The following is a 25,624-nucleotide window of genomic DNA, read 5'->3' as shown; positions in this document are numbered from 1 at the left end:
TCGACGCTCCTGCCGGGCGGCAGGAGTGTCGAACGTCGGCTAGGTTTGGCTGGTGCCTAGCTACCCGCGCGCTGCGAGCGACGATCGAGTTCCATCGACAAGGGCACTGCCCCCGAAACAGGGCCGTCGCAGGATCGTGTCGAAGGATGTGGGAACGTTCGTCGCAACAGCGGTTCAAGACCGTAGGGCAGCTGACTTTGCACACTACGCCTCACTCGCGATCGCCGCAGTTCTCCTGTTCCGGTTGGGACTAACTCAGAGTTTCTTCTTCGACGACTGGGCTATCCTTGCCCCGAGCCTCGATGCAAACATCAACCTGCCGCACGTCGGTCATTGGAGCCTGACACCCGCACTGGTGTTTCAGGCAATCCGCGATCTATGGGGGCTCGACAGCTACACCCCGTTCTTCCTTTGCGTATTGATCGTTCATCTGGCACTGGCGCATCTCATATGGCGAATCATGAAAAGGGCCAGCGTTGCGCCCTGGCTCGCCTCCGCCTTCGTCGTCCCCGTGCTGTTCATGGGTTCGGGCTCCGAGAACATACTGTGGGCGTTCCAGTTCGGGTTCATCGGGGCGGTGGTGCTTGCCTTGGTCGTCGTACTCGTGGTGACAGGACGTACGATCACGTGGCCTCTCGGGCTCCTTGCAGGTGCTGCCGCACTATGGGCTGTCACGTTCTCCGGAACTGCGCTTCCCTTGCTCTTCGCTGCGGGATTGGCTTCTCTCTACCGACAGCGCTTCATGCGCACGGCGCTCGTATTCGGCCCGGCCGTCGTCGTCTACGGAGCATGGTTCTTGCTCGAAGGAACCCGGTTCAAGACATCGATCCCGTCTGCATTCATCGACGGCGCTGGCCAGGGAGTTGTCGCGGTGAGTCGGTTCGCAAGCACGATGGTGCTCTCAGCGCTCGATGGGCTCCTTCCGCTCACAGGCGCCGGCGTGGTCCTCGCGGTCGCGCTCCTTATCTATGTTGTGGGTCGACGTCGGGAAGACCTTGAGCTGATTCTTCCTGCGCTGGTTCTGGCAGCAGCAGCGCTCATCTTCGCGTTGCTGACGGCGTTCTCGCGAGCCGGCCTCGGTCTCGGGACCGCAAGTTCTGGGCGCTATTTGTATCTCGTCACGGCGCTCCTGATCCCTTTACTCGCCTGTGCAGGATCAGCGGTGGCCAAACTCCGGACCGCCGGCGTATTCATTCTCTGCGTTGTCGTCGCGGGCGCGGGTGTCTTCGGGTACGCGACCCTGAGCATTGACGCCGAGAAGCAAGCTTCTGCAGAAGAGACGAGTCAGGGGCGATTGCACGCCGCGATCGCGCTGGCTCGAGACGTTCCCGACACGGACTCTCGCCGATTGGCAGAGCGGCCCGTCAAGCAGTGGGCACCTGACCTCTCGGTCCAAGACTTGAAGGTGATCGATGCGAAGGGGTGGGTCTCGCCTGAAGAATACTCGGTGCAGGATCGGCTCGATGTCGCTCCGTACTTCTGGCTCGATCTCAGGACGGGTGACGAGCCTCTGATCTGTAGCTCTATGACCGTGGACGCCACGCGCATGGTGCAGGTGCCGCCTGGAACGGCCATCTCGTTCCAGACCCTGAGCCCTGGTTCGATCGGGATTGAGTACGCCGAGGGCGAGGCCGTGGGAAGCGAACGGACTCTTACGGTCAAGCCTTCCGTCTGGTCTTTGAAGAATTCAGGGGAAACGTTGGCCGTCGTCGACCTCGGCGGCACCGACGCCGGAACCTACTGCATGTCGGACCCTGGCTAGGAGCGGACACGACAAAGCCGGAGGCCCGTGGAGGCGCCTCCGGCTAATGTGCGTTCAGATCGCTTTAGATCGTGCCGTCTGCAACAGCATTCTTGATCCACGGGATGACCTCGTCGAGCATGTCCTCGAGCGTGGTCGTCGCCTCGAAGCCGAGGATCTCCTTAGCCTTGCTGACATCGGGAACACGCTTCTGTACGTCGTACTCGAAGCCGGGGTCGCTGGTGAGGTTCAGCGGCACGTCGGGGCCCTTGATCTTGCGCCAAATGATCTCTGCGAGCTCCGTGACGGTGTGACCTTCGGCCGTCGAGACGTTGAAGTCGTTGTTCAATGCGTCGGGGTGCTCGAGGCTCAGAACGATGCCGCGGGCGAGATCGCCACCGTAGGTGTAGTGACGCACCTGGTCGCCCGCGCCCAGGATGTGAAGCGGGTCCTGGCCCTTGAGGACCTTCTGAACGAGGTCGGGAACCACGTGGCTCATGGCCAGCTTGACGTTGCCCGAGTCGATGTCGACGTCACCGAGCGCACGGGATTCGCCGATGCCGACGCAGTTGAAGGGGCGCAGGATCGTGTAGGGGAGCTTGTACTGGTCCCAGGCCGCACGGGCGAAGTACTCGACCGCGAGCTTCTGGAAGCCGTACGACGACAGGGGCGGCGGAACGAGGCGCTCGTCGCCTTCCTTGCTGGGCCAGCGGTCGGTCGACTCGAACACCATCGAGCTCGACATGTACGTGACCTTCTTGAGGCGACCCTTCTTGTGGGCGGCGATTGCGGCATCCACCGACGACGCGATGATTCGCTCGTTTTGGGCCAGCAGGTCGTACGCGTAGGTGTGGAAGTAGGAGATGCCGCCGATGAGGGCGGCGCCTGCGATGAAGTGGTCGACGTCGCTCAGGAGGCGCGTCATCAGTTCGACGTCCTGCACATCGCCCACCACGAGCTCGTAGTTGGGGTTATCGTCGTAGGACTTCTTGATGGGGCCGTACTTGGAGTAGTTGTCCACTCCGACGACCTGATAGCCCTTTTCGAGCAGTTCTTCGACGATGTAGCCGCCGATGAATCCGGCTGAACCGGTGACGAGAACCTTTTGCATGGGGTTACTTCCTTGAGTGTGGGTGGAAACGACGGGTCAGGGGTTGTGGAGTTTGTCGGCGAGAGCGCGCACCTGTGCGGCGTCGACCTTGGGACCGAATGCGAAGCGATACCAGCGCAGGTACTTGGGAATCCACTTCGCCAGCTTGAAGTTCGATTCGCCGAAGGTGCGGTCGAGCCAGATCGTGGGGATCTCGGCGACCGGCAGGCGCAGACGACGGGCCTTGGCAGTCAATTCGAGACCAATCTCGAACCCGTCCTTGCTGTGGATGCCGACATCGCGCACGAACGCGGCGCTGTACGCCTTGAAGGAATTGGTGGCGTCTCGGGTGCCCGCGTTGGTGAACGCTTCGAGCGTGAGACCGGCAGTCCTCGACAGGAACGTCTTGAAGCGAGGACCGCCCACCTGCTGACCCCCTGGCATGTACCGGGAGGCGGCGGCGACGACGACACCGCGCTCTACCAGCCGCACCAGGTCGTCGATCTGGCGGGGGTCGTCGCACCCGTCTGCCATCGTCACGACCACCGTCTCGCTGGCCGCGTTGTCGATGCCATAGCGAATCGCATAAGCAGGACCCCGGCCGTAGTCGTTGACCAGGAGTTTCAGACGTGGCTCCTCCTCTGCGTAGCGCTGAACGACCGGGGCAGTGGTGTCGGACGAAGAATCGACGACGACGAGAACCTCGGCATCGAGGTGGACAGCCTCGAAGATACGGTCGAGTCCGGCGACGATGGCTTCACCCTCGTTGTATGCCGGTATCACGATGGACGCGCGCAGGCCCTCGGTCAAACGACGACTCCCTGACCCAAGAGGTTCCACACGTCGGCCACGGGCTTGTCGGTGACAAGGCCTACGTATTCGGAATGCGGGGTGGCGACGATGAGAATGTCGGCCTTCTCGAGCACTGCATCGAGGGGGAGCAACGTGTCGTCGGTCTCTTCGGTCACATAGGGATCCGTGCCGATAACGGCTTTTGCCCTGAACTTGAGCACACGGCGTAGCTTGTAGGAGAGACTCGAGCGGATGTCGTCGGAGCCGGCCTTGAACGACATGCCCAGGATGCCGACGGTGAGGTTCTCGAGGTCGAATCGCTTTTCCAGCTGGGTCACGATGTAGAGAGGAAGACCTTCATTGACGAGCATCGCCGAGTGACCCAGCGAGAACTTGTTGTCGCTGAAAGCTGCAAGCTGCATCGTGTCTTTGAACAGACACGGGCCAGCGGCGAATCCTGGACCAGGAAGATCCTTCGCTCGCGGGTAGTCGTGGGTGAGTCCCGCGCGGATCTTCTCGAAGTCGAGACCACGGTCGTTCGCCATCATGTAGAACTGATTCGCTGCGGCGAACTTGATGTATCTCCACGTGTTCGTGAACAGTTTCGCCAGCTCGGCTTCTTCCGGGCTGAGATCGACGATCTGATCGGTCAATGTGCGGAACAAAGCGGATGCGCGCTGGCGGCCGCTTTCGCTGCGGCTGGAGACGATCTGCGGGAGCGTGAAAAGCTCCTCCATCGCCTTGTGCTCGGCGATTCGTTCGGGGCAGAACGCGACCTCGGTCGACAGTCCCTTCTCGCGCAACATGCGTTCGACGAGAGCCGTGACCCCGGGGTAGACGGTACTGCGGAGAATGAGCAGCTGCTCATCACGGAAGTAAGGGCTGCAGGCCTCGAGGGCATCGGGAATTGCATTCGGATCGGGATTGAGGTGCTCGTCCACCGGCGTGCCGATCACGACGATGACGTTCTCTGCTGATGCCACGACGCTGGCGTCGGTCGACGCCGTGAACATGCCATTGGCAAGGACGCGCTGCAATACCGGCTCTGCGCCGGGTTCGCTGAAGGGCATCCGCCCCTTGTTGATGCCTTCAACAGCGCGCTCGCTGAGGTCATAGACGACGACTTTGGATCCGCGATCCGCCAAAGCGATTGCGAGGGGGAGGCCGACGTGGCCGCCTCCGCCAATGACGACGACGTCTCTATCGAAAGTGATGGGCACGCAGAGTCCTTTGAACTGGAAGAGAAGGGATCGGCCGCAGCGATGGGTCGCGATCCGCATCCTTACAGTACATGAACGGTTATCCTTTCGAATGGCCGCCGAACACCGGTGTGCTGCGAGTGTGGAAGCGAAGTTTTAGTGAAGAAGATGTTCAGCTACATCTACGAGCGCGTTGTGCGGTACGCGCTCAAGTTCGGCGTGGTCGGTCTCGTCGGGTACGCGATCGACGTGGGTATCTTCAACCTTCTTCGAGTTGGATCGTTCGGTTCGGACGTCTGGTGGCAGTCGCCACTCGGCGCGAAGCTGATCTCAGTGACGCTGTCGACGTTGGCGACGTGGTTCGGCAACCGATACTGGACGTTCAGGGAGCATCGACGTCGTAACTTCGTGCTCGAGCTGATCGAATTCGCCGCGATCGCGGTCGTCGGTCTCGGCATCAGCCTGTTCTGTCTGTGGATCTCGCATTACGTTCTCGGGTTCGACAACCTCGCCGCAGACAACATCTCCGCCAATGTCATCGGTCTGGTCCTGGCTACTGCTTTCCGGTTCCTCATGTACCGGTTCTGGGTATACGCACCCACCCGTGCTGATGGGCATACTGCCCTGAAGAACAAAGCGGCGACGGCCGAGGCAGAGCGTCTGTCCTAAGACCCGGGCAACTCCGTCGTAGGCGGCTTCAGCGCGAGCCCCTGCCGCCAGCTCAGCGAGTGCGCGGCCTTCACCATGCACATCACGAAGAACATCCAGCCGTACTCGACGAGCATGACGCTCTCGGCCATGCTCGTCACGAGCAGCACGATCAGAATGAGCGCCGGCCACATGTAGATGACGCTCTTCTTCGAGGTCGCCAGAATCCAGGAGCGCACGAGCGCCAACCCCGCCATGCCCACGAAGATCGCGAGGCCGATGAGTCCGGCCTGAAAGTACACGTCGATGAAGGCGTTGAGTCCCGAGGTGTGCTGACGGTTGCCCACGAAGTCGAGGGCGAAGAACGGCGACACATTGGGCCGCCACAGACCGACCCAGCCCCACCCCTCCAGCTGGTTGTAGTCGATGAGGCTCGACAGCTGGTTCCAGATCTCGAGACGATACGTGAACTCCGACCTCGCCCCCACGATCGCCAGGATGCGCGTGCGCACGAAGTACGCGCTGAGGGTTCCGATCACGAGAATGACGAGCATTCCGATCTGCAGGCTCCGCCGGAGCTCCGGGCGAGCGCGGCGGAGCGCGAGCACCGCGGCCGCTGCGACGAGCACGATGCCGGCGACTCCGAGCGAGATGGGCGAGCGCGACCCGAGCAGCAATACCGCCGCCAGAACGATGGAGTACAGGCTGAGTCCTCGCGGCACAGACCGGGTATTGCGTTCCACCAGAAAGGTGACGAGCGCGATCAGGGCGATGAAGCCCAGCATGTTGCGTGAGCCGAAGATGCCCTGCAGCGGCCCTCCCTCGTCGAGGTTGCCCTGAATGCGCAGAAACACGATCGGAAGGTCGAGCAGCAGGCCAGACAGGATCTCGAGCGCGAGAGAGGCCGTGAGCAGCACGCGCATGACGTCGCCGACCGCCCGCACGATCTGAATGAGATCGCGCACCAGGGCGACGTACAGGGCGAGGAACGCGAACGTGAGCTGGTAGATCACCCCGGTCACGCTCGACGACTGATACCGACTCCACACGATCGTGATGGCGCACCAGGCGAGAAAGACCACGAGCGACAGCGGCAGCACTCCGTGCCAGTCGAGGTCTTTGCGTCGGGCGATCAGAGAGATGGTCGCAAACGCGACGAGCGCGCTCAGGATGCCGATCAGCCCTGCCCACCCCATCGTCGCCTTGATGAGATTCACCGACAGCGCAGACCCGATGGCCGTCGTCGCAAGCACGGCCGAGAACCGCGGAGAGCCGAAGATCGCCGCGACCACCGCCCAGCCGGGGTGCTCGGAGAGTCTCACCGTGAGAAGCCGACCCGTCGAAGCAGTGCGGGTCTGTCGGACTCCACCGGACCACCGTCGGGCACCGTGAGGTCGATCTCGGTTGCGCCCACGTCGCGCCTCGTCTTCAGTGCCATGAGCGCGAGCAGCGCGAATCCGCCCTCGACGAGCATGCGCGATTCCACGAACGACTGGGCGACGAGCAGGGTGAGTATGAGAGCGGGCAAGAGCGTGACCGGAACGAACGGAAGCGGCGTGCCCCGAGTATCCAATTGCGGGTCGACCGCGAACCACCAGGCCCGCCAGCAGGCGCCGACGACCGCAGCGATGAACAGCACCAACCCGACGATGCCGAGCTGCAGCCACACGTCGAGCCACGCGTTGTGCGCCTGGAGATAGGTCACGCCTTTGCGCTCGGCGAGGTGGGTGAACGGCTCGACCCACGGCACCCAGTAGCTCACCCAGCCCCAGCCGAAGACGGGGCGTTGCTGTGCGAGCGCGGTGACGGCGTTCCAGATGTCGAAGCGGCCGGTGAGGTCTGAGCTCTTGCCGAAGAGTCGCAGAATCTGCGACGAGAACACCCCGATCAGAACCGCGGCTGCGGCGACGCCGACCGTGCTCGACGCGAGTACCACTCGGCGCCGCCTCGCGTTCGAGCGCCGCATGAGAATCAGGATGCCCGCGGCCGCGGCCACGACGACGAGCACGGCGATGGCCGTGGTCGACCGGGTGAGCGCCAGAGTCGCCACGGCTATGGCGATCCAGGCATAGGAGCGCCTGCGACCGAGCGATCTGGAGGTGAGTTCGAGCACGAGACAGACCAGCGCGATCACGGCGATGAAGGCCAGCAGATTGCGGTTGCCGACGATGCCCTGAATCGGAGCGCCGGTGAAGAGGTCGGCCTGGCTCCAGAAGAAGGCGTTCGGCAATTTTCCATCGCCGTAGTCGACCCAGAACGGAATGATCGGTCGGCGCACGAAGACGGCGACGATGAACTCGAACAGCAGCGACAGTCCGAGAATCCACCTGGTGGCCCGCCCCAGCGCAGTGAGGATGCGGGGCCAGGTCATCGAGGTGGCGAGGAAGATCGCGGCGACGACGGGGCCCGACTGGGCAACGAGTCCGAGCAGCGTTGCCCCGGGGTAGAAGGACCAGGCGATCGACACCACGGCGAGGGCCAGGAACGCGGCCAGAGAGAGCGGAACACGGCGCCATGTGAGCTGGCGCCATCCTCGATCGCGGGTGATCAAGACGACCAGCGTGATGACGACGGCGAGGGCGAGAGCCGCGAAGCCGTACCAGCCGATGAGGTTGCGCCAGAAATCTCCGGCGAAAAGGGTGAAGAACGTGAGCACGGCCAGTGCGGAGCGGCCGGTGCTGGTCACGGAGTTCATAGAGGCAAGACTACCGAGCGCGCTCTCCTCTGGCTTTCCCACACGTCCCTGCCTCTTCATGCCTGTGATGATGCCCTGCGAGCGCCGCCGCATGCTCGTCGACCCAAGAACCTTGCTGAGGCCGTCAGATACTCACCAGCGCCGCTGCATTCAGCAGTGCACATCATCAGCAATCGAGAAGAACAGATGTCAGATTCACTCAACGCCGATTCACCAGTAGGCGCAGGGTGCCTCGTCATCGTTCCCACCTATAACGAGGCAGAGAACCTCACGTGGATCGTCGACCGCGTCTTCGCCTCGATGCCGGCGGCGCATCTGCTCGTCGTCGATGACAACAGCGTCGACGGCACCGCCAAGATCGCCGACGATGCGAGTGAGGCCGACGAGCGGATCCACGTGCTTCATCGAGCGGGCAAGCTCGGCCTCGGCTCGGCCTACGTCGAAGGCTTCGGCTGGGGTCTCGAGCGCGGTTACGACTACCTGATCGAGATGGATGCCGATGGCTCGCATCCGCCCGAGCGGCTACCGGCCCTCGTCGAGAGTCTGGCCGCGAGCGGCGACTCCCGCAGACAGCTCGCCATCGGTTCCCGCTGGGTACCCGGTGGCTCAGTGGTGAACTGGCCACTCAGCAGGCAGCTGCTGAGCCGAGCGGGCAACGTCTATGCGCGGCTCATGCTGGGGATCGCGGTGCACGACGTCACCGCAGGGTTCCGGGTGTATCGGGCAGACAGCATCGCGAGCATGGATCTTCGATCCGTCGATTCGAAGGGCTACTGCTTCCAGGTGGATATGACCCTCCGTGTCCTCGACGGCGGCGGCTCCGTGATCGAGCTTCCGATCGAGTTCCGCGAACGCGAGCGCGGCGAGTCCAAGATGAGCCGGGCCATCGTGGTCGAGGCGATGCTGCGGGTGACCCAGTGGGGTATCCAGCGGCGCTGGCCGTTTCGTCGACGCTCGATCGGAACGGCCCCGCGCCGTTAGACGAACGCGGCGAAGCCGGTAAGCGCGCGCCCCACGATGAGGGTGTTCATCTCGCGGGTGCCCTCGTAGGAGTACAGCGCCTCGGCGTCGGCGAAGTGCCGGGCCACGTCGTAGTCGAGCACGATGCCGTTGCCGCCGAGCGCCTCGCGGCACCACGCGACCGTCTCCCGCATCCGGGCCGTCGTGTAGGCCTTGGCGAGGGCCGAGTGCTCGTCGCGCTGGATGCCCTGATCGAGCATCTGCGAGACTCGCACGACCATGCCGAGGCTGGCCGTGATGTTGCCGATCGACTTCACGAGCAGGTCTTGGATCAGCTGGTGCGAGGCGATGGGCTTGCCGAACTGCACGCGCTCCTTCGTGTAGCGCAGCGCGGCCTCGTAGGCGCCGATCGAGTTGCCGACGGCAGCCCACGCGACCTCGGCGCGGGTCAGGCGCAGCACCTTCGCGGTGTCGCGGAACGAGTTCGCGTTCTGCAGGCGAAGAGAGTCGGGGATGCGCACGTCGGTGAGCGTGATGTCCGCGTTCTGCACGATGCGCAGGCTCTGCTTGTTCTCGATCTTCGTGGCCCGATAGCCGGTGGTGTCGGTGGGAACGATGAAGCCCTTCACCTGGTTGTCGGCGGTGTCCTTGGCCCAGATCACGGTGATGTCGCTGAAGGTGGCGTGCCCGATCCAGCGCTTCTCTCCGTTCAGCACCCACTCGTCGCCGTCGCGGGTCGCCGTGGTCTTGAGCCCCTGGGCGGAGTCGGAGCCCGAGGTGGGCTCGGTCAGGCCGAACGCGCCCACGACCTCGCCGGCGGCCATCCGGGGCAGCCACTCTGCGCGCTGCTCGTCTGAGCCGGTGACGTTGATCGCGCCCATGGCGAGGCCGTTCTGCACGCCCACGTGGGTGGCTACGGAGGCGTCGATGCGGCCGAGTTCGAGGGCGACGAATCCGCGGAAGACGGCGGAGTTGTCGAAAGGCTTCGTCTCGTCCCAGCCGAACCGGTAGACGTCGAGCTCGGCGAGTCCCTTGATGATCTCGTGCGGGAACGTCGCCTTCTCCCAGTGGCCGTTCACGACCGGCTTGACCTCGTTCTCGAGATACGTGCGGATCGCCGCGAGGGCGGTCTTCTCCTGGTCGGTCAGCATCGACTCGTAACCGTAAAAGTCGCTGGCGAGGGGTTCCAAAGACATGTGTGCTCCGTTGCTCAGGGGGTGTTCGTGTGCAACTCAACCAGCGCGCAGGTCTTGCCTCCAACCGATTGGTAGTTTGGGCTAAGACTCGGCAGACCGCGCCGCGCGGCGTTGTAGGTCGCTCATAAACGTACCGACCGATCGATCATCGACGACTGTTCAGAAGGGCCCCGACGTGTTCGTTGGAATCACCAATACTCCTCGCGACTACTCGTGGGGTTCGACCACTGCGATCGCCGACCTTCTCGGGACCCCGGCATCCGGAGGGCCGCAGGCCGAGCTCTGGCTCGGGGCGCACCCCGGCTCGCCCTCGAGGATCGTCGACGGCTCGACCCCTCACGGCGCCCAGAACCTCGCGGAGTGGATCGCGAATGACCCCGAGGGCTCGCTCGGAGGGCACAAGCAGCTCCCGTTCCTGCTCAAGATCCTCGCGGCCGACGCGCCCCTGTCTCTGCAGGCGCACCCCACGCTCGAGCGTGCGCGGCAGGGCTTCGAGGCCGAGAACGCCGCCGGCCTTGCTCTCGACGCACCGAACCGCAACTACAAAGACGCCCTGCACAAGCCCGAGGTCATCGTCGCCTTGAGCGAGACCTTCGAGGCCCTCTGCGGATTCCGGCCCCTGGCCGAGATCCGCGACATCGTGACGCTGCTCGAGCGTTGGCAGGCAGAATCGGATGCCGCTGGCTCGGTCGTTCTCGCCCCGTTCGTCTCGCGGGCGCTCGCGGGCGGCGACGACTCCCCGGTGCTGCGCGAACTGGTCGAGTGGCTCCTCGCCGGTTCAGAGGAGGTGACCGCGCTCGTGCGCAAGGTCTCCGAACTCGCGGCCCGTCATGAGCCGACGGCGGCGGGTGACTACGCAGCCTCGCTGCAGACCGTCCGCGACCTGGCCGCCGAGTATCCCGGCGACGCGGGCATCGTGATGTCGCTGTTGCTCAACAGGGTGACCCTCTCGGCCGGCGAGGCCCTGTATCTGCCGGCCGGCAACATCCACGCGTATTTGAAGGGCCTCGGCGTCGAGCTGATGGCGGCCTCTGACAACGTGCTGCGCGGCGGACTCACGCCGAAGTACATCGACGTTCCCGAGCTGCTGTCGGTGCTCGATTTCGACCCGCTGCCTGTGCCGTACATCCGTCCCACGTTCCCCTCCCAGGGTGTCGAGGAGTTCCGGCCGGGCGTTCCCGACTTTGTGCTCGTCCGCATCCACACCGAGCTGAACGAGCGGGCGGCCTACAGGCCGGATGGCGCCGCGATCGCGATCTGCACCGAGGGCTCGTTCGAGATCCACGGCGAACGCAGCGACATCACCCTCGACCGCGGCCAGTCGGTGTTCATCACTCCCGAGGAGGGCGCGATCACGTTCACGGGCGTGGGAACCGTGTTCCTGGCGGCGCCTGGCGCCCCGGCGTAGCTCGCGCCGCGCTAAGTCAGCACGTTCTCGAGGAAACGCCGCGCGTAGCCGGGGTAACGGCGGTGTGTCGCTAGAAACGTGCTGACTTAGGTCTGCCCTGTCTGTAGCGACGCAGTTTTCGGGCGTCGTCAACGGCTCGTTCGATGGCCTGCAGCGTCTCTGGCCAGTACTCGAACAGGTGGTGAGGAAGGATCCTGATCACTGGGCGGCCCCAGGCGATGGACTGGAGAGTCTTGTCGTAGTCCCAGATCTGCTGGCGGTCGTCTGAGTGCCATCGTTTGCTGTCGAGATCGACGGCGACGACGTCATCGACGAGAGCATCGAACTTGCTCGAGCCCGGCACTGCTCGTTGCAACTCGACGACATGGCCGAGCCTGCGCAGGCGTACCCGAAAGATGGACTCGGTACCCGAATCAGCCAGTGGGTCGAGTTCTCTTCGAAGGCGGCGCAGGCGTGAGGGGAGTGTCTCGAAGAGCAGATCGAGTTGGCCGTGCGCGATGAAGCGCGTGCGCAACGCGGAGTCGATCGAGGCGATCGCGTGCTCCTCGTCTTGACAGAGCACGGCTTGCCTGAGGGCGAGGAGAGGAGGAACGATCCAATCGGTGGTGCCACAGTCCCTACCGAAGGGGATTCGGTTCACGGAACGCTGCCAATGCACCCGGGGTGCGCCTGCTTCGGCAAGAAAACTCGTGTCGCTACGCGAGGTGCTTCTGTCTCGGCCGACCGCAGCGACCTCGTCGACGCGCAGTCGCTTCGAGCCGGCGGGCACGTGAACATGCAGGCGCGTGTCCAACCCCGCCCAGACGCCGGATCGCCGCAGCGCGCTGATGCAGCCGACGAGGCCGCCCATCCGAACAGCTCTGCGTTGATCGAGGTCTGCTGCTGCGCTGGCATAGAGTCCCCGACGCTCGGACATGATCAACTTCGCCTGGCGAGCTCGTTCTATCGAGCGTGGTGAGGCGCCCGCCCGGAGGAGGGTCGCGCGCGACGCGATGCCGCCGTTCTGGTCGACAAAGCGGGCCACCGCCAGGGCGGAATGATCGATCACGCGTAAAAGGATGAGGCGCCTGGGTGGGCTGTTCAGTCGATTTTGCGAACGTTGTTGGCAGCTGTCCCGCGATGGCCCTTGTGTAGGAGAGGGTGGTGTCGAGGCTCGAGGGGACTAAGTCAGCACGATTCGGTCGACGCACCGGGGGAACCACGACCGACAGCGGCGTGTCTCCCGACTTGTGCTGACTTAGCGCGCGCGGCGGCGTCAGCGTCAGCTGACGAGCTCTCTCACGCAGAAGGTTCGTCGGTAGTTCGCCGGCGTCGTCTGCAGGGTCTTCACGAAGTGGTGTCGCATGACGGCGGCCGATCCGAAGCCCGTCTCGGCGGCGATGGCCTCGAGTCCGAGAGTGGTCTCCTCCAAGAGCTGCTGCGCGCGCATCAGGCGCTGCTTGTTCAGCCACGCCGCGGGGGTGGTGCCGAGGTCGGCGCGGAACCGCCGCGCGAACGTGCGGGAGGACATCAGGGCCTTGCGTGCCAGCTCGTCGACACTGAGGTCGCGATCGAGGTTCTCGAGTATCCATTCTGTGACGCCGGCGAAGGAGTCGCTCGGCTCTGCGGGCATGGGGGCGGCGATGAACTGCGCCTGGCCTCCGGCGCGCTGCGGGGGAACCACCATGCGGCGGGCGATCACGTTCGCCGCCGCGGCGCCCAGCTCCGTGCGCACGAGGTGGAGCGCAGCGTCGATTCCGGCAGCGGTGCCCGCGCCCGTGATGATGTTGCCGTCTTGAACGAAGAGAACGTCGGGATCGACCTCGATCTCGGGAAAGTCCCGAGCGAGTCGGTCGGCGTGCATCCAGTGCGTCGCGGCGCGCTTGCCATTCAGCAGGCCGGATTTCGCCAGGGTGAACGCGCCGCTGCAGACCGTCAGGATCCATGCGCCGCGGTCGTTCGCCTCGTGCAGCACCCTCAGTACCTCGGGGTGGATGTCTTCGTCGATGAGGTGTGCCGGAATCGCGATGAGGTCGGCGTCGGCGGCGGTGCCGAGGTCGTTCATGATCATCATGTCGTAGCCCATGCTCGTCGGAATCGGGCCGGGCTCGGCTGCAGCGATCGTGAAGTCGAACGTCGGTCCGCCCATATCGGCGCGGTCGATGCCGAACACCTCGCAGATGACACCGAACTCGAACGGCGCGACGTGGGGGAGTGCGATCAGAACGACCTTTTTCAGCATGGGATTCTCTCGATCGATGAAGGTGGCAGTAAAACATGCTTCGTTGACATCCTTCCATCTGGTGGCTGAATATGGCAATTCATATCGTTACTGCCATGATGATTTTTCTGGTGATGATGGGTGTTCTGGCGGCGATCGGCATCGGCTGGACGGTGCGAGACTTGTTGCGCGATGGGTACCGTCGCGTTCCGCTGGGTAAAGGAGTCGACGAATGGCGTGGTTGGTAACGGGAGGCGCGGGCTACATCGGCTCGCACGTGGTGCGGGCATTCCTCGAGCAGGGCATCGACGTCGTCGTCATCGATGACCTGTCGAGCGGGCACCGCAGCTTCGTCGACGATGGCGTTCCCTTCGTCGACGGCAGCATCCTCGACGCCGATCTGCTGCGCCAGACCTTCGAAGACCACTCCATCTCGGGAGTCGTGCACGTCGCCGGCTACAAGTACGCCGGTGTCTCCGTGACGCGTCCGTTGCACACGTACGAGCAGAACGTCACGGGCACGCAGGTGCTCCTCGGTGCGATGGCCGACGCCGGGGTCAGCAGCATCGTGTTCTCCTCGAGCGCTGCCGTGTACGGAACCCCCGACACCGACCTGGTGACCGAGTCCACTGCGAAGAACCCCGAGTCGCCCTATGGCGAGTCGAAGCTCATCGGCGAGTGGCTACTGCGCGATCAGGGTGTGGCAGCGGGTCTCGCTCACACCTCCCTGCGCTATTTCAACGTGGTCGGCTCCGGCTACCCCGATCTGTTCGACACCAGCCCGCACAATCTCTTCCCGCTCGTCTTCGACGCGCTCCTCGATGGGCGCGTCCCCCGCATCAACGGCGACGACTACGACACGCCCGACGGCACGTGCGTCCGCGACTACATCCACGTCTCCGACCTCGCGCTGTCGCATGTGGCCGCGGCGCGGCGCCTGGATGCCGGCGAGCCGCTCGAGCCCGCCTACAACCTCGGTAGCGGTGAAGGCGCATCCGTCGGCCAGATCATGACCGCGATGGCCGAGGGCACGGGGATTCCCTTCGCGCCCGAGATCGCTCCACGTCGCCCCGGTGACCCGGCCCGCATCGTCGCGTCAGGCGAATTGGCTGCGCGCGACCTCGATTGGCGGATGCGCCACACGCTCGACGAGATGGTGCGCAGCGCGTGGGCGGCGCGCCGGGCGGGCTAGTCGATTTGGCGTGTCGGTCGAGCATCGATTAGCACGACACGGTGTTTCGCCAAACCCTCTAGACGCAGTTGAGGGTTTACGATCCGCGACTTGACTCAGGCGAACTACACGGGTGTAATTAGCGGGAGGGGTTCGGCAGGTCGAATGCAGATCAGAAGGTAGAGCGTGGTATGGCTATGGAATACCGCTCAGGCGTCCCAGAGGACTGGTTCGTCGATCCCGTCAATCTCGGTGTTCCTGGCGTACGTCAACAGACACCGGTAGACGACGAGAATCCTCTCGCCTGGCAGACCGATTCGCTGTGTGCTCAGACCGATCCCGAGGCCTTCTTCCCCGAAAAGGGCGGGTCTACCCGCGACGCGAAGCGCATCTGCACGTCGTGCGAGGTGAAGGCCCAGTGCCTCGAGTACGCGCTCAAGAACGACGAGCGGTTCGGCATCTGGGGCGGTCTCTCCGAGCGCGAGCGTCGCAAGCTGCGCAAACAGGCCTAGCGACTCAACCGACGCTCGTACCGATATCCCGGCACGCCGGTGCCTGATCGGCCGGTTGCGCGCGCGGCGCTTAGGGTCTAAGTGATATGCGCGCCCGAGTTACAGCAGTCCTAGTCGCCTCCAACGGAGCGGACTTTCTTCCGCGCACCCTCGACGCCTTGAAGGCGCAGACGAGGCAGCCCGACAGTCTCATCGTCGTCGACGTCGGTTCGACCGATACGACGCCGGCGCTCCTCGCCGGAGCTCAGCCGACCCACTTCATCCAGGCCTCCGGGCGCCTCAGTTTCGGCACGGCCGTTGCTCATGCCCTCGGGGTGGTTCCGCCGCCCGCAGACGAGAACGAGTGGCTGTGGCTGCTCGCCCATGACACGGCTCCGGAACCCGATGCTCTGGCAGCTCTGCTCGCCGCGGTCGAGGTCAACCCGTCCGTCGCCGCGGCCGGACCGAAACAGATGGATTGGGAGCACCCCGACTACATCAGCGAGTTCGGCGAGACGCTGACCCGATTCGGCGCCACCTACTCGATGGCCGAGACCGAGCTCGATCAGGCGCAGCACGACCGCATGAGCGACGTACTCGGCGTCGGCGCAGCCGGCATGCTCGTTCGTCACACGGTGTGGAACGACCTCTCCGGTTTCGACGATGCCCTTCCGACCGCCGACAACGGGCTCGACTTCAGCGTGCGGGTGCGCCTGGCCGGTCACCGGGTCATGGGAGTTCCGGCTGCGCGAATCGCATCGGCCGGAGTGGGCCTCGCGGGCCCGGGTCGGAGCGAGAAGGGGCGCGCCCGGCGAAAGCGCCAGGCTGACCGCCGAGCGGCGCAGCTGCACCGACGTCTTGCCTACGCGCCCGCCTTCGCCGTGGTCTTCCACTGGCTCTCGCTCGTTCCGCTCGCGATTGCGCGCAGCCTCGCGCAGTTGGTGCGCAAGCAGCCCGGTGCCATCGGCGGCGAGCTCTCCGCCGCGTTCCGAACAGCCTTCGGATCACGCGTGACCGAGGCGCGCCGAAACCTGCGTTCCGCCAAACGGGTCGGCTGGAACACCATCGCGCCGCTTCGCATCCCGGGCGACGAGGTGCGACGTCGGCGCTCTCTGCAGCGCGAGATCGCCCTCACTCACCTGCGCGGTGAGAAGGACCGCATCCAATTCATCGCCACGGGTGGCGTCACGACCGTTCTGATCTTCGCGGTTCTCGGTCTCATCATGTTCGTGCCCCTCATCGGTGCGGTGGCCCTGACGGGCGGTTCGTTGCTTCCGGTGAGTTCGACCCTGGGCGAGCTGTGGAGTCACGTCGGCTACGGCTGGCGCGACATCGGTCTGGGCTTCGTCGGCGCGGCCGACCCGTTCACGACCGTGCTGGCCGTTCTCGGATCGATCACGTTCTGGTCTCCGTCGCTGGCGATCGTGGGCCTCTATCTGGCCGCACTGCCGCTCGCGGCGCTGGCCGCGTGGTTCCTCGCTGCTCGCCTCACCGACAAGCCCTGGCTGCGGGCAGTCGCCGCTGTGCTCTGGACTCTGGCGCCCACCTTCCTTGCCTCGCTCGATGAGGGAGCCGTCGGCTCCGTCCTCGCGCATCTGATGCTGCCGTGGCTCGTGCTCGCCGGTCTGGCCGCCCGCAAGTCGTGGTCGGCCTCCGCCATGGCCGCGATCCTGTTCGCGGTCACCCTCGCAGGCGCGCCATCGCTGTGGCCCGCCCTGCTCATCATCTGGATCGTGTCCGTCGCCACCGCGGGCCGTAACGTCGCGCGCTACGTCGGCATCCCCATTCCCGCCGTCGCGCTCTTCCTTCCATTGGCCTGGGATCAGTTCCGCGCCGGCAACCCGCTGGGTCTGCTCGCAGATCCGGGCGTCCCCGTCGTGCGTGAACCCGGGTCGATCCTCGCGCTGGTGAGTGGTATCCCCGACACCGCCCAGAGCGGATGGACCGGCCTGGCATCGATGGTCGGCATCGATTCGTCGGTTCTTCAGATCGTGCTGGCGATCGCCGTCGTTCCGCTCGCGTTGGCCGCGATTCTCGCGCTGGTTCTGCCGGGCCCGAGCGTCACGCGGGCGATCATCGCCGTCGTCGGTGCGCTTCTCGGCCTCGCCACGGCGATCGCCTCCACTCGCATCTCGCTCGATGCTGTCGGTGCCGATCCCGTGACGCTCTGGGCCGGCCCCGGCCTCAGCTTCTACTGGCTCGGGCTCATCTGCGCTGCCGTCGTCGGCCTGCACGCGCTCAAGCGGTTCTCGCTCGCTCCGGGATTCCTGGCCGCGACCACCGTCGTCGTCGTCGCGGTGCCGCTCGTCGCTTCGACGCTCCTCGGAAGCTCCGCCATCCAGACCACGGATGGCCGCCTGCTGCCGGCCTTCGTCACAGCCGAGGCGGCATCCACGCCCCGGGTCGGCACGCTCGTACTCACGCCGCAGCGCGACGGAGGCATCAAGTCTGCGATTGTCACCGGAACCGGCGTGACCCTCGACGACCAGTCGACAGTCGCTTCGACCAACCGAGACGCGACGCGCGACGCCGAGCTGGCAGACCTCATCGGCAACCTCGCCTCGCAGAGCGGCAGCGACAGCACTTCTCGTCTGGCCGACCTCGGAGTGGAGTTCGTGCTGCTTGCCAACCCGGCGCCGGGCGACACCGATCCTGCGCTGGCGACGACCACGACCCGCTCGACGGCCGCCTTCGATGCCAACGCCTCTCTGACGACGGTGGGAAAGACGTTCGCCGGCACTCTGTGGCAGGTCACGGGAACCGACGAAATCTCGAGCCTGCCCGAGCCGAAGCCCAGCAACCTCGGGTCGCCCACGGGTGTGCTCGTGCTCGTCGTGCAGGGCATCGTCTTCCTTCTGATGTTGCTTCTGGCCCTTCCGGCTGGGCGCCTGCAGCCCCACGGCACCCGCGCGGTGAGTGCCCTCGAGCCTGCGGGGGCTACCATTCCCGACGAGCCCGATGTCGAGGGTGACGACGACGATGACGACGTAGAAAAAGCCAAGACGCCGGATGGCAGGGCCACGGAGGCGGCCGGTACCCCGGTGCCGCGCGGCTCCCTGCGGAGCCGGCTCTTCGCGCGCAAGCCTCGACCCGACGCGGAGGCGGAAGCCGCTGCTGCGGCGGTCGCCGCGAGTTCGGTGGCCGTGGCGTCTGCGCCCGAGGTCGCACCCGGCGAATCGACGACGGACCCGGCGACGGTGTCGGAGCCGGCGACGGAGACAGCGTCAGAGCCGCCGATGACCGAGTCCGCTCCTTCTATCAGCCCAGCCACGCCCGCGGTGGAGCCTGCTGCCGCCGAACAGGCGCCGGAGTCCGAGTCCGCGTCCGAGTCCTCCGCTGCAGCCCCCGGCACCGTCATCCACCCGGGGGAGGACTTCGATCTCATCGGAGCGCCTGCACCTGACGTCCTTGTCGAGCACGAGCACACGACGCCGTCGCTCGCCGAGCTCGTCGAAGCCCCGGCGTCGACCGAGTTGCCGCCGGTCGAGGCCGAGCCGACCGGAGAATTCGTAGAGTCGCCGGAGGCCGTCCACGAGCCCGAGCCGGAGTTGCAGCCCGAAGTGTCGACTGAGCCCGCGCCAGAACCCGAGCCTGCGCCGGAACCAGAGCCTGCGCCTGCGCACGAATCCGAGCCGGCGCCCGGAATCGAGCCTGCTCCGCGGGCCGACGTCGACAGGTCCACACAGTCGACCCCCGCGCCCGTGGCCGACGATGCTTTCGTCTACACGCCGCCGCCGACGGCGTCACCGACGCAGGCCGACCACGAACCCGAGGCCGATTCCGAACCGGCGTTCTCGCATCCGCGTGCCATGCCCGACGACATCGACGAGGGGTACGACCCCGACGCGGAGACCGTGATGCGAGTGAAACCGATCGACCTGAGCCAGGAGGAGGACGACCACGATGGCCGCTAAGCGCACCGTAATCGCCACCAGCGCCCGCGCTCTGGGAGCCGCCCTGACCCTCGGGGTGGGAGCGGCGCTCGTGGCGGGAGCCGTTCTGATTCCTCTGCCGAAATACTCGGTCTCCGTACCGTCGGTCGAGGTCGCGCCTACCCCGGTGCCGCAGAGCCTCGTCTGCGCCGGATCGCTTCTCCAGCTCTCGAACGGTGCTGGCGCCGACGCCACCGTGGCGTCTGGCGTGGGCACGCCGAAGCGCAGCAGCGGTGCCGATGAATCCGGCGTCGACATCGAGCAGGCGCCCCTCGCGGCTCCCGACAACTCGAGTGTCGGCGATGCCACCGCTCCGACGGCCGTGACCGCGCCGTCCGCCGACCCCGGTGTGCTCATCGCCGCCGCGCAGTCCGTGGCTGTCGCGCAGGAGGACATCTCGGGTCTCGCCGCGACGAACTGCGCTGAGGCGCAGGCCGATACCTGGCTCGTCGGTGGCGCGACGACCGTCGGACGCACGAGCTTCGTGCTGCTGAGCAACCCGACCGAGGTCACGGCCGATGTCGACATGACCTTCTTCGCCGAGAACGGACGACTCGATGCACCCGGTTCGACCGGGATCACCGTGCCGGCCAAGTCGCAGCGCGTCTTCTCGCTCGCCGGCTTCGCTCCAAACGCCAAGTACCCGGCCGTTCACATCGTCAGCACCGGGGGATATGTCGCGGCCAGTCTGCAACAGACCGTCATCCGCGGTCTCGAGCCCGGCGGCATCGAACTGACCGGCCCGACGGCAGCGCCGTCGACCGATCTCGTCTTCGCCGGGGTGAAGATCACCGGAACCTCAGCGATCGCCGAGCGCCTCTCGGCCGACGGCTACGCAGACTTGCAGGCGGCCCTGCGCGTCTACGTGCCGGGCGATGCCGATGCCACCATCACGGTCTCGGTCGCCAGTGAGAGCTCTGGCTCGGCCGACGGTTCCTACACTCTCAGCGCACCTGGCGGAGTCGTCAGCGAGTTGCCCTTGAAGGATCTTCCCGACGGAAGCTACTCGGTGAGCCTCGAGTCGACCCAGCCGATCGTCGCCGCCGCGCGCACCTCCGTGTTGGCGTCGGGGGCCATCGACTTCGCCTGGAATCAGGCGGCCGCGCCGCTCAAGGCCGATGTGCTCGTGCCGATCGCGCCCGGGCCGTCCCCGCGCATCCATATCGCGAATACGGGCGACGACGAGGCCGACGTGACCCTGCGCACGGCGTCGGGCAACGAGGTCAAGATCGCGGTGCCCGCGGGCGGAACGAAGGGTCTCGACGCGCAGCCGAACACCGTCTACACGGCGACGATGTCATCGGCCGTGAGCATCAGCGTGGGCTACAGCGGCGACGGTCAGCTCTCGGGCTACACCGTGGCAGCGCCGAGCGAGTCGGCAGCCCCGATCGTCGTCTACCCGTAGCCGGGCGCTTCCTCAGAAGTGACGGAAGCCCTCGGGCGCGAGATCCCATGGATCTTTGCCGAGGTAGTCGGCCACAGCTCGAAAGACGCAGCTCTCGATCAGCATGCGTCGGTGCGCCTCGTCGTCTCGGTGGAGGTGGGCGAGGCGCTCGATCGGCACGCGGTAGAGGATGATGCGGTCGCCCAGCACACGCCAGCGCTCGACCCCGGTGTCGGCGGTTCCGGGCTTGCCATTCGCGCCGTAGGGCAGGGCACCGATCTCGAAGACCGCATCCGCGAGTTCGTTCGGCCAGACGCTCCGCAGGTACTCCGCCGTCGATGCGACGGTGGTGTCGAAGAAGTCGATGCGAGTGTTCATCATGGGCAGGTGGGGGCCCGTGACCGCCGAGCGGAGGCCCCTGCCGTGGCGGTTGCGACCGGCTCCTCGAGACGAGGCCGGTGCGATGCGACGTGAGCGAGCCATGGCGAGAGTCTATTCTCTGCGGCGCGACGAGACAGACCGAGGGCGTGGTGCACCGCGCGACACACGATGGATCCTCACCGCCGAGCGGACGACACGGGCGTACGGTGAAGGGTGATGACGAATCGACCGTGTTCCCGAGTAGCGTGCCCCGACGAGGCGGTCGCCACTCTCACGTATGTCTACGCCGATTCTCTCGCCGTGTTGGGCCCGCTGAGCCTCAGCCACGAGCCGCACAGCTACGACCTGTGCACCCGTCACTCGGATCGCCTCAAGGCTCCGCAGGGCTGGCAGGTCATGCGACACGTTCAGTTCACCCAGTAAGCACGCACCTCCCGGGCATGACCTGTCGCATCTCTTTAGAATGAGAGCATGACTTCTGCTGCTGCCCCGGTGACCACTCTGTCCTTCAAGGTCGCCGACCTGACGTTGGCCGAGGCCGGTCGCCATCAGATCCGCCTCGCCGAGAACGAGATGCCCGGGCTCATGTCGCTCCGCGAAGAGTTCGCCGAGTCTCAGCCGCTCGCCGGAGCTCGCATCATGGGATCGCTGCACATGACGGTGCAGACGGCGGTGCTGATCGAGACCCTCACCGCTCTGGGTGCCCGGGTGCGCTGGGTCAGCTGCAACATCTTCTCGACTCAAGACGAGGCAGCCGCCGCCATCGTCGTCGGTGCCACGGGAACACCCGACGCGCCGGCCGGCGTGCCCGTCTTCGCCTGGAAGGGCGAGACCCTCGAGGAATACTGGTGGTGCACTGAGCAGGCCTTCGACTGGTCTGCCGAGGCCGAGGCCGACGGAGCCGACTACACGGGCCCGAACATGATCCTCGACGACGGCGGCGACGCCACGATGCTCGTGCACAAGGGTCGCCAGTTCGAGCTCGACGGAGCCGTGCCCGACAGCCAGCCCTCCGACAGCGACGAGTACGGTGTCGTGCTCGACCTGCTGCGTCGATCGCTCGCGTCGTCGACCGACCGCTGGACCCGCATCGCCGCCGACATCCAGGGCGTCTCTGAAGAGACGACCACGGGGGTGCACCGCCTCTACGAACTCATGTCCGCGGGCGAGCTGCTCTTTCCTGCCATCAACGTCAACGACTCCGTCACCAAGAGCAAGTTCGACAACAAGTACGGCATCCGCCACTCGCTTCCGGATGGCCTGAACCGCGCGACAGACGTTCTCATCGGCGGCAAGGTCGTGTTCGTGGTCGGCTACGGCGACGTCGGAAAGGGCGCGGCCGAGGCGCTCAGGGGCCAGGGTGCCCGGGTCATCGTGAGCGAGGTCGACCCGATCTGCGCGCTGCAGGCGGCGATGGACGGCTACCAGGTCGCGCGGCTCGAGAGCGTGATCGGCGACGTCGACATCATCGTCACCGGAACCGGCAACGAGAACGTCGTGACGGTCGATCACATCCTGGGTCTCAAGCACCTGGCGATCATCGCCAACGTCGGCCATTTCGACAACGAGATCGACATGGCGGGGCTCGAGAAGCTCGACGGTGCCGTCAAGGTCGAGATCAAGCCGCAGGTGCACGAGTGGCGCCTGCCCACGGGCCGCAGCGTTCTCGTGCTGTCGGAGGGACGTCTGATGAACCTCGGCAACGCCACCGGCCACCCGAGCTTCGTGATGAGCAACTCCTTCACCAACCAGGTGCTCGCCCAGATCGAGCTCTACGCGTTCACCGAGCGCTACCCGATCGGCGTCTATGTGCTGCCGAAGCACCTCGACGAGAAGGTCGCGCGCCTGCACCTCGATGCACTGGGCGTCGAACTGACCGAGCTCACGCCCCGACAGGCGGCGTACATCGGCGTGCCTGTCGAGGGCCCGTACAAGGTCGATCACTACCGCTACTGAGGCCACGAGGTTCGTCTGTGCGACCCGACGAGACGCTCGTCCAGGTCACGAAGAACGCACCGTGGCTTCCGGCGGGCGGGCGTGCTGAGGCATTCCGGGGCGGGATTCCGCCACATCCGATGAGCATGGTGCGACTTCTGCTCGTGCGAGGCGACGAGGCCTTCTGCGTCCCGCGCCCGGAGTCGGGCCGCCTCGATCTGCCCACGCGGATCACCGGTGAGGACGACCCCACCGGCCTCCAGACGGTGGCGACACTGGCGCACGACGTGATCGGTGCTCTGTGCGACCTCACTTTCGTCGGCGCCGTGCGCAATGTGGTCGCGACCGGAACGGCCGACTACGCGTGGCCCACGCCGGAGGCGCACTTCGGTCTCTGGACTACGGCGGCGGATCCGGCCATCGAGGGGGAGTGGCTGACGATCGCGGGTGAGGCCTCGAGTCTGCGTGAGAAGCACTGGTACCCGATCGTCGCGGGCGTGGGAGCCGGCTAGCGGCGCGGGAACCCGTGCGGCAGACTCTGCAGGATCGGGTCGAGCCGGTTCAGCGCCGACTTCTGACGTTCGAGCGCGGCGTATTCGCGATCGCGGCGAACGGCGGCGACGCCCGACAGGAACAGCGCGGGATGCACGCTCGGGATGGGTGAGACGAAGGGCGTGACCTCGACAGCGAGTTCGGCGGCGATGCGCTCTCGGGTGGCGGGTGCCATGCTGGAGGCCTGGACGAGGAACTGGCTCACCCGATTGCCGAGCCGATCAGGCATTCGGGCGACGTCGGCGACGTCGGCCCAGGCCTGGAGCATGACGGGAACGCCACGGGCGTGGCTCACAGGCACGGGCACCCGCTCGTGTTGGCTGTAGGTTCCCGCGAGGAGATCGCCGAGCCTCTTCGACTTTCCATTGAGAAGAGACGTGACCACCGCGATCGAGCCCAGGGTCATGTAGATCTCGAGTACGCCGACGAGACCCCGAATCACGGAGTGCCTGATCGAGATGGCGCCGCCGTCGTCTCGCACGATGCGCGCGCCGACCGCGAGCTTGCCGACGGATCGGCCCTTCAGCACCACCTCGAGCGTCGTCGGCACGACGACGAAACACAGAACGAGCGCCGAGACACTCAGAGTGGCGAGGAGCGCCTCGTCGATGACACCGCTCTGGCCGAGTGCGCCGATGCCCAACATCAGCGCGATCAGGATGGCGATCGAGATGACGAAATCGATCAGACCGCCTCCGGCACGCAGAACGAAGCCGGCGGGACGCACGTCGAGCGCCACCGCCTCGCCGATCAGAAGCTCGTCGTCGCTGTAGGCATCGGCGAGCGGGTCGGCGAATCCGGCGGCCGGAGAGGCGACACGGGAGTCCGTCATGAATACAATTCAAGCAGATGGATCTCGATGCCTACACTGCTGCCCACCGTGACGAGTGGTCCAGACTCGACGCTCTGAGCAAGAGCCGAGAGCTCTCGGGCACCGACGCCGACGAGCTCATCGAGCGCTATCAGGCCGGCGCGTCCGATCTGTCGGCCATCAAGACGACCGTCGGATCGACCTCTCAGGGCGCCCAACTCTCGCTCTACCTCTCGCGCGCCAGGCTCCGCTTCACGGGCGCCGGTGCCAACCTTCTGAGGCAGATCCCGGCGTTCTTCGTGTTCCAGTTGCCGGCCGCGCTCTATCGCATCCGGTGGCTCACTCTCGCGCTCGCGCTCGTGACCGTCGGCGTGGCCGCGCTGTACGCCTTCTGGGTGTCGAACGACCCGCAGGTGCTCGCCAATCTGGGATCCGATGCAGACCTCAAGAAGCTCGCCGACGAGGACTTCGTCAACTACTACTCCGAGAACCCCGCGGCGTCGTTCACGGGACAGGTGTGGACGAACAACGCCTGGCTCGCCGCGCAGTGCATCGCCTTCGGCATCACCGGGTTCTATGTGCCCATGCTGATCATGACGAACGCCCAGAACTTGGGCCTCAATGCTGCGGTGCTCTTCCACTACGGCGAGGGCGACACGTTCTTCCTCTACATCCTGCCGCACGGACTCCTCGAGCTCACCGCGATCTTCGTGGCCGGCGCGGGCGGGCTCCGCATCTTCTGGGCGTGGATCGCGCCCGGGGCACGAACGCGGTCGCAGGCGCTCGCCGAAGACGGCCGCGCGCTCTTCACGGTGGCCCTCGGGCTCGTGATCGTGCTCTTCATCTCCGGCATCATCGAAGGATTCGTGACCCCGCAGCCCTGGCCCTGGGCCGTGAAGATCGGTATCGGAGCCCTGGCGCTCGCGGCGTTCCTCGCGTACATGCTCGTCGTGGGTCGAGCAGCGGTGCGGGCTGGACAGACGGGTGATCTCGAGGAGTTCGAGTCCGGAGCGAAGCAGCTCGTCGCGGGCTGACCGG

23 protein-coding genes are annotated in these 25,624 nt (G+C 65.7%); 13 read left to right on the top strand and 10 right to left on the bottom strand.

Annotation, left to right across the window (positions count from 1 at the left end; genetic code table 11):
* The first annotated feature begins 136 nt into the window (after positions 1-136).
* A complete protein-coding gene (locus tag ASE64_RS02445) occupies positions 137-1,762 on the top strand; it encodes a hypothetical protein (protein ID WP_156351605.1) in 1,626 nt (541 codons plus the stop codon).
* 64 nt (positions 1,763-1,826) lie between these two features.
* Here the strand turns inward: ASE64_RS02445 and ASE64_RS02440 are convergent, their stop codons facing one another.
* The 3 genes from ASE64_RS02440 to ASE64_RS02430 are packed head-to-tail and all read right to left on the bottom strand — an operon-like array spanning position 1,827 to position 4,843.
* Positions 1,827-2,852, bottom strand: a complete 1,026-nt coding sequence (locus tag ASE64_RS02440; RefSeq protein ID WP_055775409.1) for an NAD-dependent epimerase/dehydratase family protein — start codon at positions 2,850-2,852, stop codon at positions 1,827-1,829.
* 36 nt (positions 2,853-2,888) lie between these two features.
* Entirely contained in the window at positions 2,889-3,641 is a 753-nt protein-coding gene (locus ASE64_RS02435; protein ID WP_055775406.1) for a glycosyltransferase, read from the bottom strand.
* Positions 3,638-4,843: a nucleotide sugar dehydrogenase gene (locus ASE64_RS02430; RefSeq protein ID WP_235480471.1), complete on the bottom strand. Its 1,206-nt coding sequence runs from the start codon at positions 4,841-4,843 to the stop codon at positions 3,638-3,640. Before ASE64_RS02430 ends, ASE64_RS02435 begins: the two co-directional genes overlap by 4 nt.
* A 147-nt stretch (positions 4,844-4,990) precedes the next feature.
* On the opposite strand from ASE64_RS02430, the gene ASE64_RS02425 reads away from it, so the two are divergent.
* Positions 4,991-5,491: a GtrA family protein gene (locus ASE64_RS02425; protein ID WP_156351604.1), complete on the top strand. Its 501-nt coding sequence runs from the start codon at positions 4,991-4,993 to the stop codon at positions 5,489-5,491.
* Here ASE64_RS02425 and ASE64_RS02420 read toward each other — a convergent pair.
* Both ASE64_RS02420 and ASE64_RS02415 read right to left on the bottom strand, forming a co-directional pair.
* Entirely contained in the window at positions 5,488-6,792 is a 1,305-nt protein-coding gene (locus tag ASE64_RS02420; RefSeq protein ID WP_055775400.1) for an O-antigen ligase family protein, read from the bottom strand. The genes ASE64_RS02425 and ASE64_RS02420 overlap by 4 nt on opposite strands.
* Entirely contained in the window at positions 6,789-8,165 is a 1,377-nt protein-coding gene (locus ASE64_RS02415) for an O-antigen ligase family protein (protein ID WP_235480470.1), read from the bottom strand. The genes ASE64_RS02420 and ASE64_RS02415 overlap by 4 nt, the downstream gene beginning before the upstream one ends.
* 186 nt (positions 8,166-8,351) lie before the next feature.
* Between ASE64_RS02415 and ASE64_RS02410 the strand changes: the two genes are divergently transcribed.
* Positions 8,352-9,146: a polyprenol monophosphomannose synthase gene (locus tag ASE64_RS02410; protein ID WP_055775398.1), complete on the top strand. Its 795-nt coding sequence runs from the start codon at positions 8,352-8,354 to the stop codon at positions 9,144-9,146.
* Here the strand turns inward: ASE64_RS02410 and ASE64_RS02405 are convergent.
* Positions 9,143-10,321 carry an acyl-CoA dehydrogenase family protein gene (locus ASE64_RS02405; protein ID WP_055775395.1) on the bottom strand — a complete coding sequence of 393 codons (1,179 nt, stop codon included), beginning with the start codon at positions 10,319-10,321 and terminating at the stop codon, positions 9,143-9,145. The two genes, ASE64_RS02410 and ASE64_RS02405, sit on opposite strands and share 4 nt — an antisense overlap.
* A 175-nt stretch (positions 10,322-10,496) precedes the next feature.
* Here ASE64_RS02405 and manA point away from each other — a divergent pair, with 175 nt between their 5' ends.
* Positions 10,497-11,729, top strand: coding sequence for a mannose-6-phosphate isomerase, class I (gene manA, locus ASE64_RS02400; RefSeq protein ID WP_055775390.1), 1,233 nt, complete (start codon positions 10,497-10,499; stop codon positions 11,727-11,729).
* Positions 11,730-11,799: 70 nt separating this feature from the next.
* On the opposite strand, the gene ASE64_RS02395 is transcribed toward manA, so the two are convergent.
* The gene (locus tag ASE64_RS02395; protein WP_156351603.1) at positions 11,800-12,777 is read right to left on the bottom strand and encodes a type IV toxin-antitoxin system AbiEi family antitoxin domain-containing protein; all 978 of its coding nucleotides are present in this window, start codon (positions 12,775-12,777) and stop codon (positions 11,800-11,802) included.
* A gap of 213 nt (positions 12,778-12,990) precedes the next feature.
* Positions 12,991-13,950, bottom strand: coding sequence for a GlxA family transcriptional regulator (locus ASE64_RS02390; RefSeq protein WP_055775383.1), 960 nt, complete (start codon positions 13,948-13,950; stop codon positions 12,991-12,993).
* 71 nt (positions 13,951-14,021) lie between these two features.
* Between ASE64_RS02390 and ASE64_RS17295 the strand changes: the two genes are divergently transcribed.
* The 5 genes from ASE64_RS17295 to ASE64_RS02370 all read left to right on the top strand — a co-directional run bounded on the left by ASE64_RS17295 (position 14,022) and on the right by ASE64_RS02370 (position 20,928).
* Positions 14,022-14,177: a hypothetical protein gene (locus tag ASE64_RS17295; protein WP_156351602.1), complete on the top strand. Its 156-nt coding sequence runs from the start codon at positions 14,022-14,024 to the stop codon at positions 14,175-14,177.
* On the top strand, positions 14,162-15,121 hold the full coding sequence (gene galE / locus ASE64_RS02385) for a UDP-glucose 4-epimerase GalE (protein WP_055775380.1): 960 nt from the start codon (positions 14,162-14,164) through the stop codon (positions 15,119-15,121). The genes ASE64_RS17295 and galE overlap by 16 nt, the downstream gene beginning before the upstream one ends.
* A gap of 170 nt (positions 15,122-15,291) precedes the next feature.
* Positions 15,292-15,612, top strand: coding sequence for a WhiB family transcriptional regulator (locus ASE64_RS02380; protein WP_078714135.1), 321 nt, complete (start codon positions 15,292-15,294; stop codon positions 15,610-15,612).
* Between the two features lie 86 nt (positions 15,613-15,698).
* Complete coding sequence (locus ASE64_RS02375) at positions 15,699-19,505, top strand: glycosyltransferase family 2 protein (protein ID WP_082465837.1); 3,807 nt, start codon at positions 15,699-15,701, stop codon at positions 19,503-19,505.
* Positions 19,495-20,928, top strand: a complete 1,434-nt coding sequence (locus ASE64_RS02370; RefSeq protein ID WP_055775374.1) for a DUF5719 family protein — start codon at positions 19,495-19,497, stop codon at positions 20,926-20,928. The genes ASE64_RS02375 and ASE64_RS02370 overlap by 11 nt, the downstream gene beginning before the upstream one ends.
* Before the next feature lie 12 nt (positions 20,929-20,940).
* Here the strand turns inward: ASE64_RS02370 and ASE64_RS02365 are convergent, their stop codons facing one another.
* Positions 20,941-21,390 (bottom strand): metallopeptidase family protein, encoded by a 450-nt coding sequence (locus tag ASE64_RS02365; RefSeq protein ID WP_055775371.1) that lies wholly within the window; start codon positions 21,388-21,390, stop codon positions 20,941-20,943.
* A 114-nt stretch (positions 21,391-21,504) separates the two neighbouring features.
* On the opposite strand from ASE64_RS02365, the gene ASE64_RS02360 reads away from it, so the two are divergent.
* The 3 genes from ASE64_RS02360 to ASE64_RS17560 are packed head-to-tail and all read left to right on the top strand — an operon-like array spanning position 21,505 to position 23,735.
* Entirely contained in the window at positions 21,505-21,711 is a 207-nt protein-coding gene (locus ASE64_RS02360) for a DUF3499 family protein (RefSeq protein ID WP_055775369.1), read from the top strand.
* 48 nt (positions 21,712-21,759) lie between these two features.
* Entirely contained in the window at positions 21,760-23,244 is a 1,485-nt protein-coding gene (gene ahcY, locus ASE64_RS02355) for an adenosylhomocysteinase (RefSeq protein ID WP_055775366.1), read from the top strand.
* Positions 23,245-23,261: 17 nt separating this feature from the next.
* The gene (locus ASE64_RS17560; protein ID WP_055775363.1) at positions 23,262-23,735 is read left to right on the top strand and encodes a hypothetical protein; all 474 of its coding nucleotides are present in this window, start codon (positions 23,262-23,264) and stop codon (positions 23,733-23,735) included.
* Here ASE64_RS17560 and ASE64_RS02345 read toward each other — a convergent pair.
* The gene (locus ASE64_RS02345) at positions 23,732-24,607 is read right to left on the bottom strand and encodes an RDD family protein (protein WP_082465836.1); all 876 of its coding nucleotides are present in this window, start codon (positions 24,605-24,607) and stop codon (positions 23,732-23,734) included. The genes ASE64_RS17560 and ASE64_RS02345 overlap by 4 nt on opposite strands.
* A 17-nt stretch (positions 24,608-24,624) precedes the next feature.
* On the opposite strand from ASE64_RS02345, the gene ASE64_RS02340 reads away from it, so the two are divergent.
* Positions 24,625-25,620, top strand: a complete 996-nt coding sequence (locus tag ASE64_RS02340; protein WP_055775360.1) for a stage II sporulation protein M — start codon at positions 24,625-24,627, stop codon at positions 25,618-25,620.
* Positions 25,621-25,624 lie beyond the last annotated feature (4 nt).

The organism is Agreia sp. Leaf210 (assembly GCF_001421485.1).
Taxonomy (GTDB): Bacteria; Actinomycetota; Actinomycetes; order Actinomycetales; family Microbacteriaceae; genus Agreia.
Note: the sequence above shows the minus strand (reverse complement) of the source record. Positions and strands in the feature narration are given on the sequence as shown.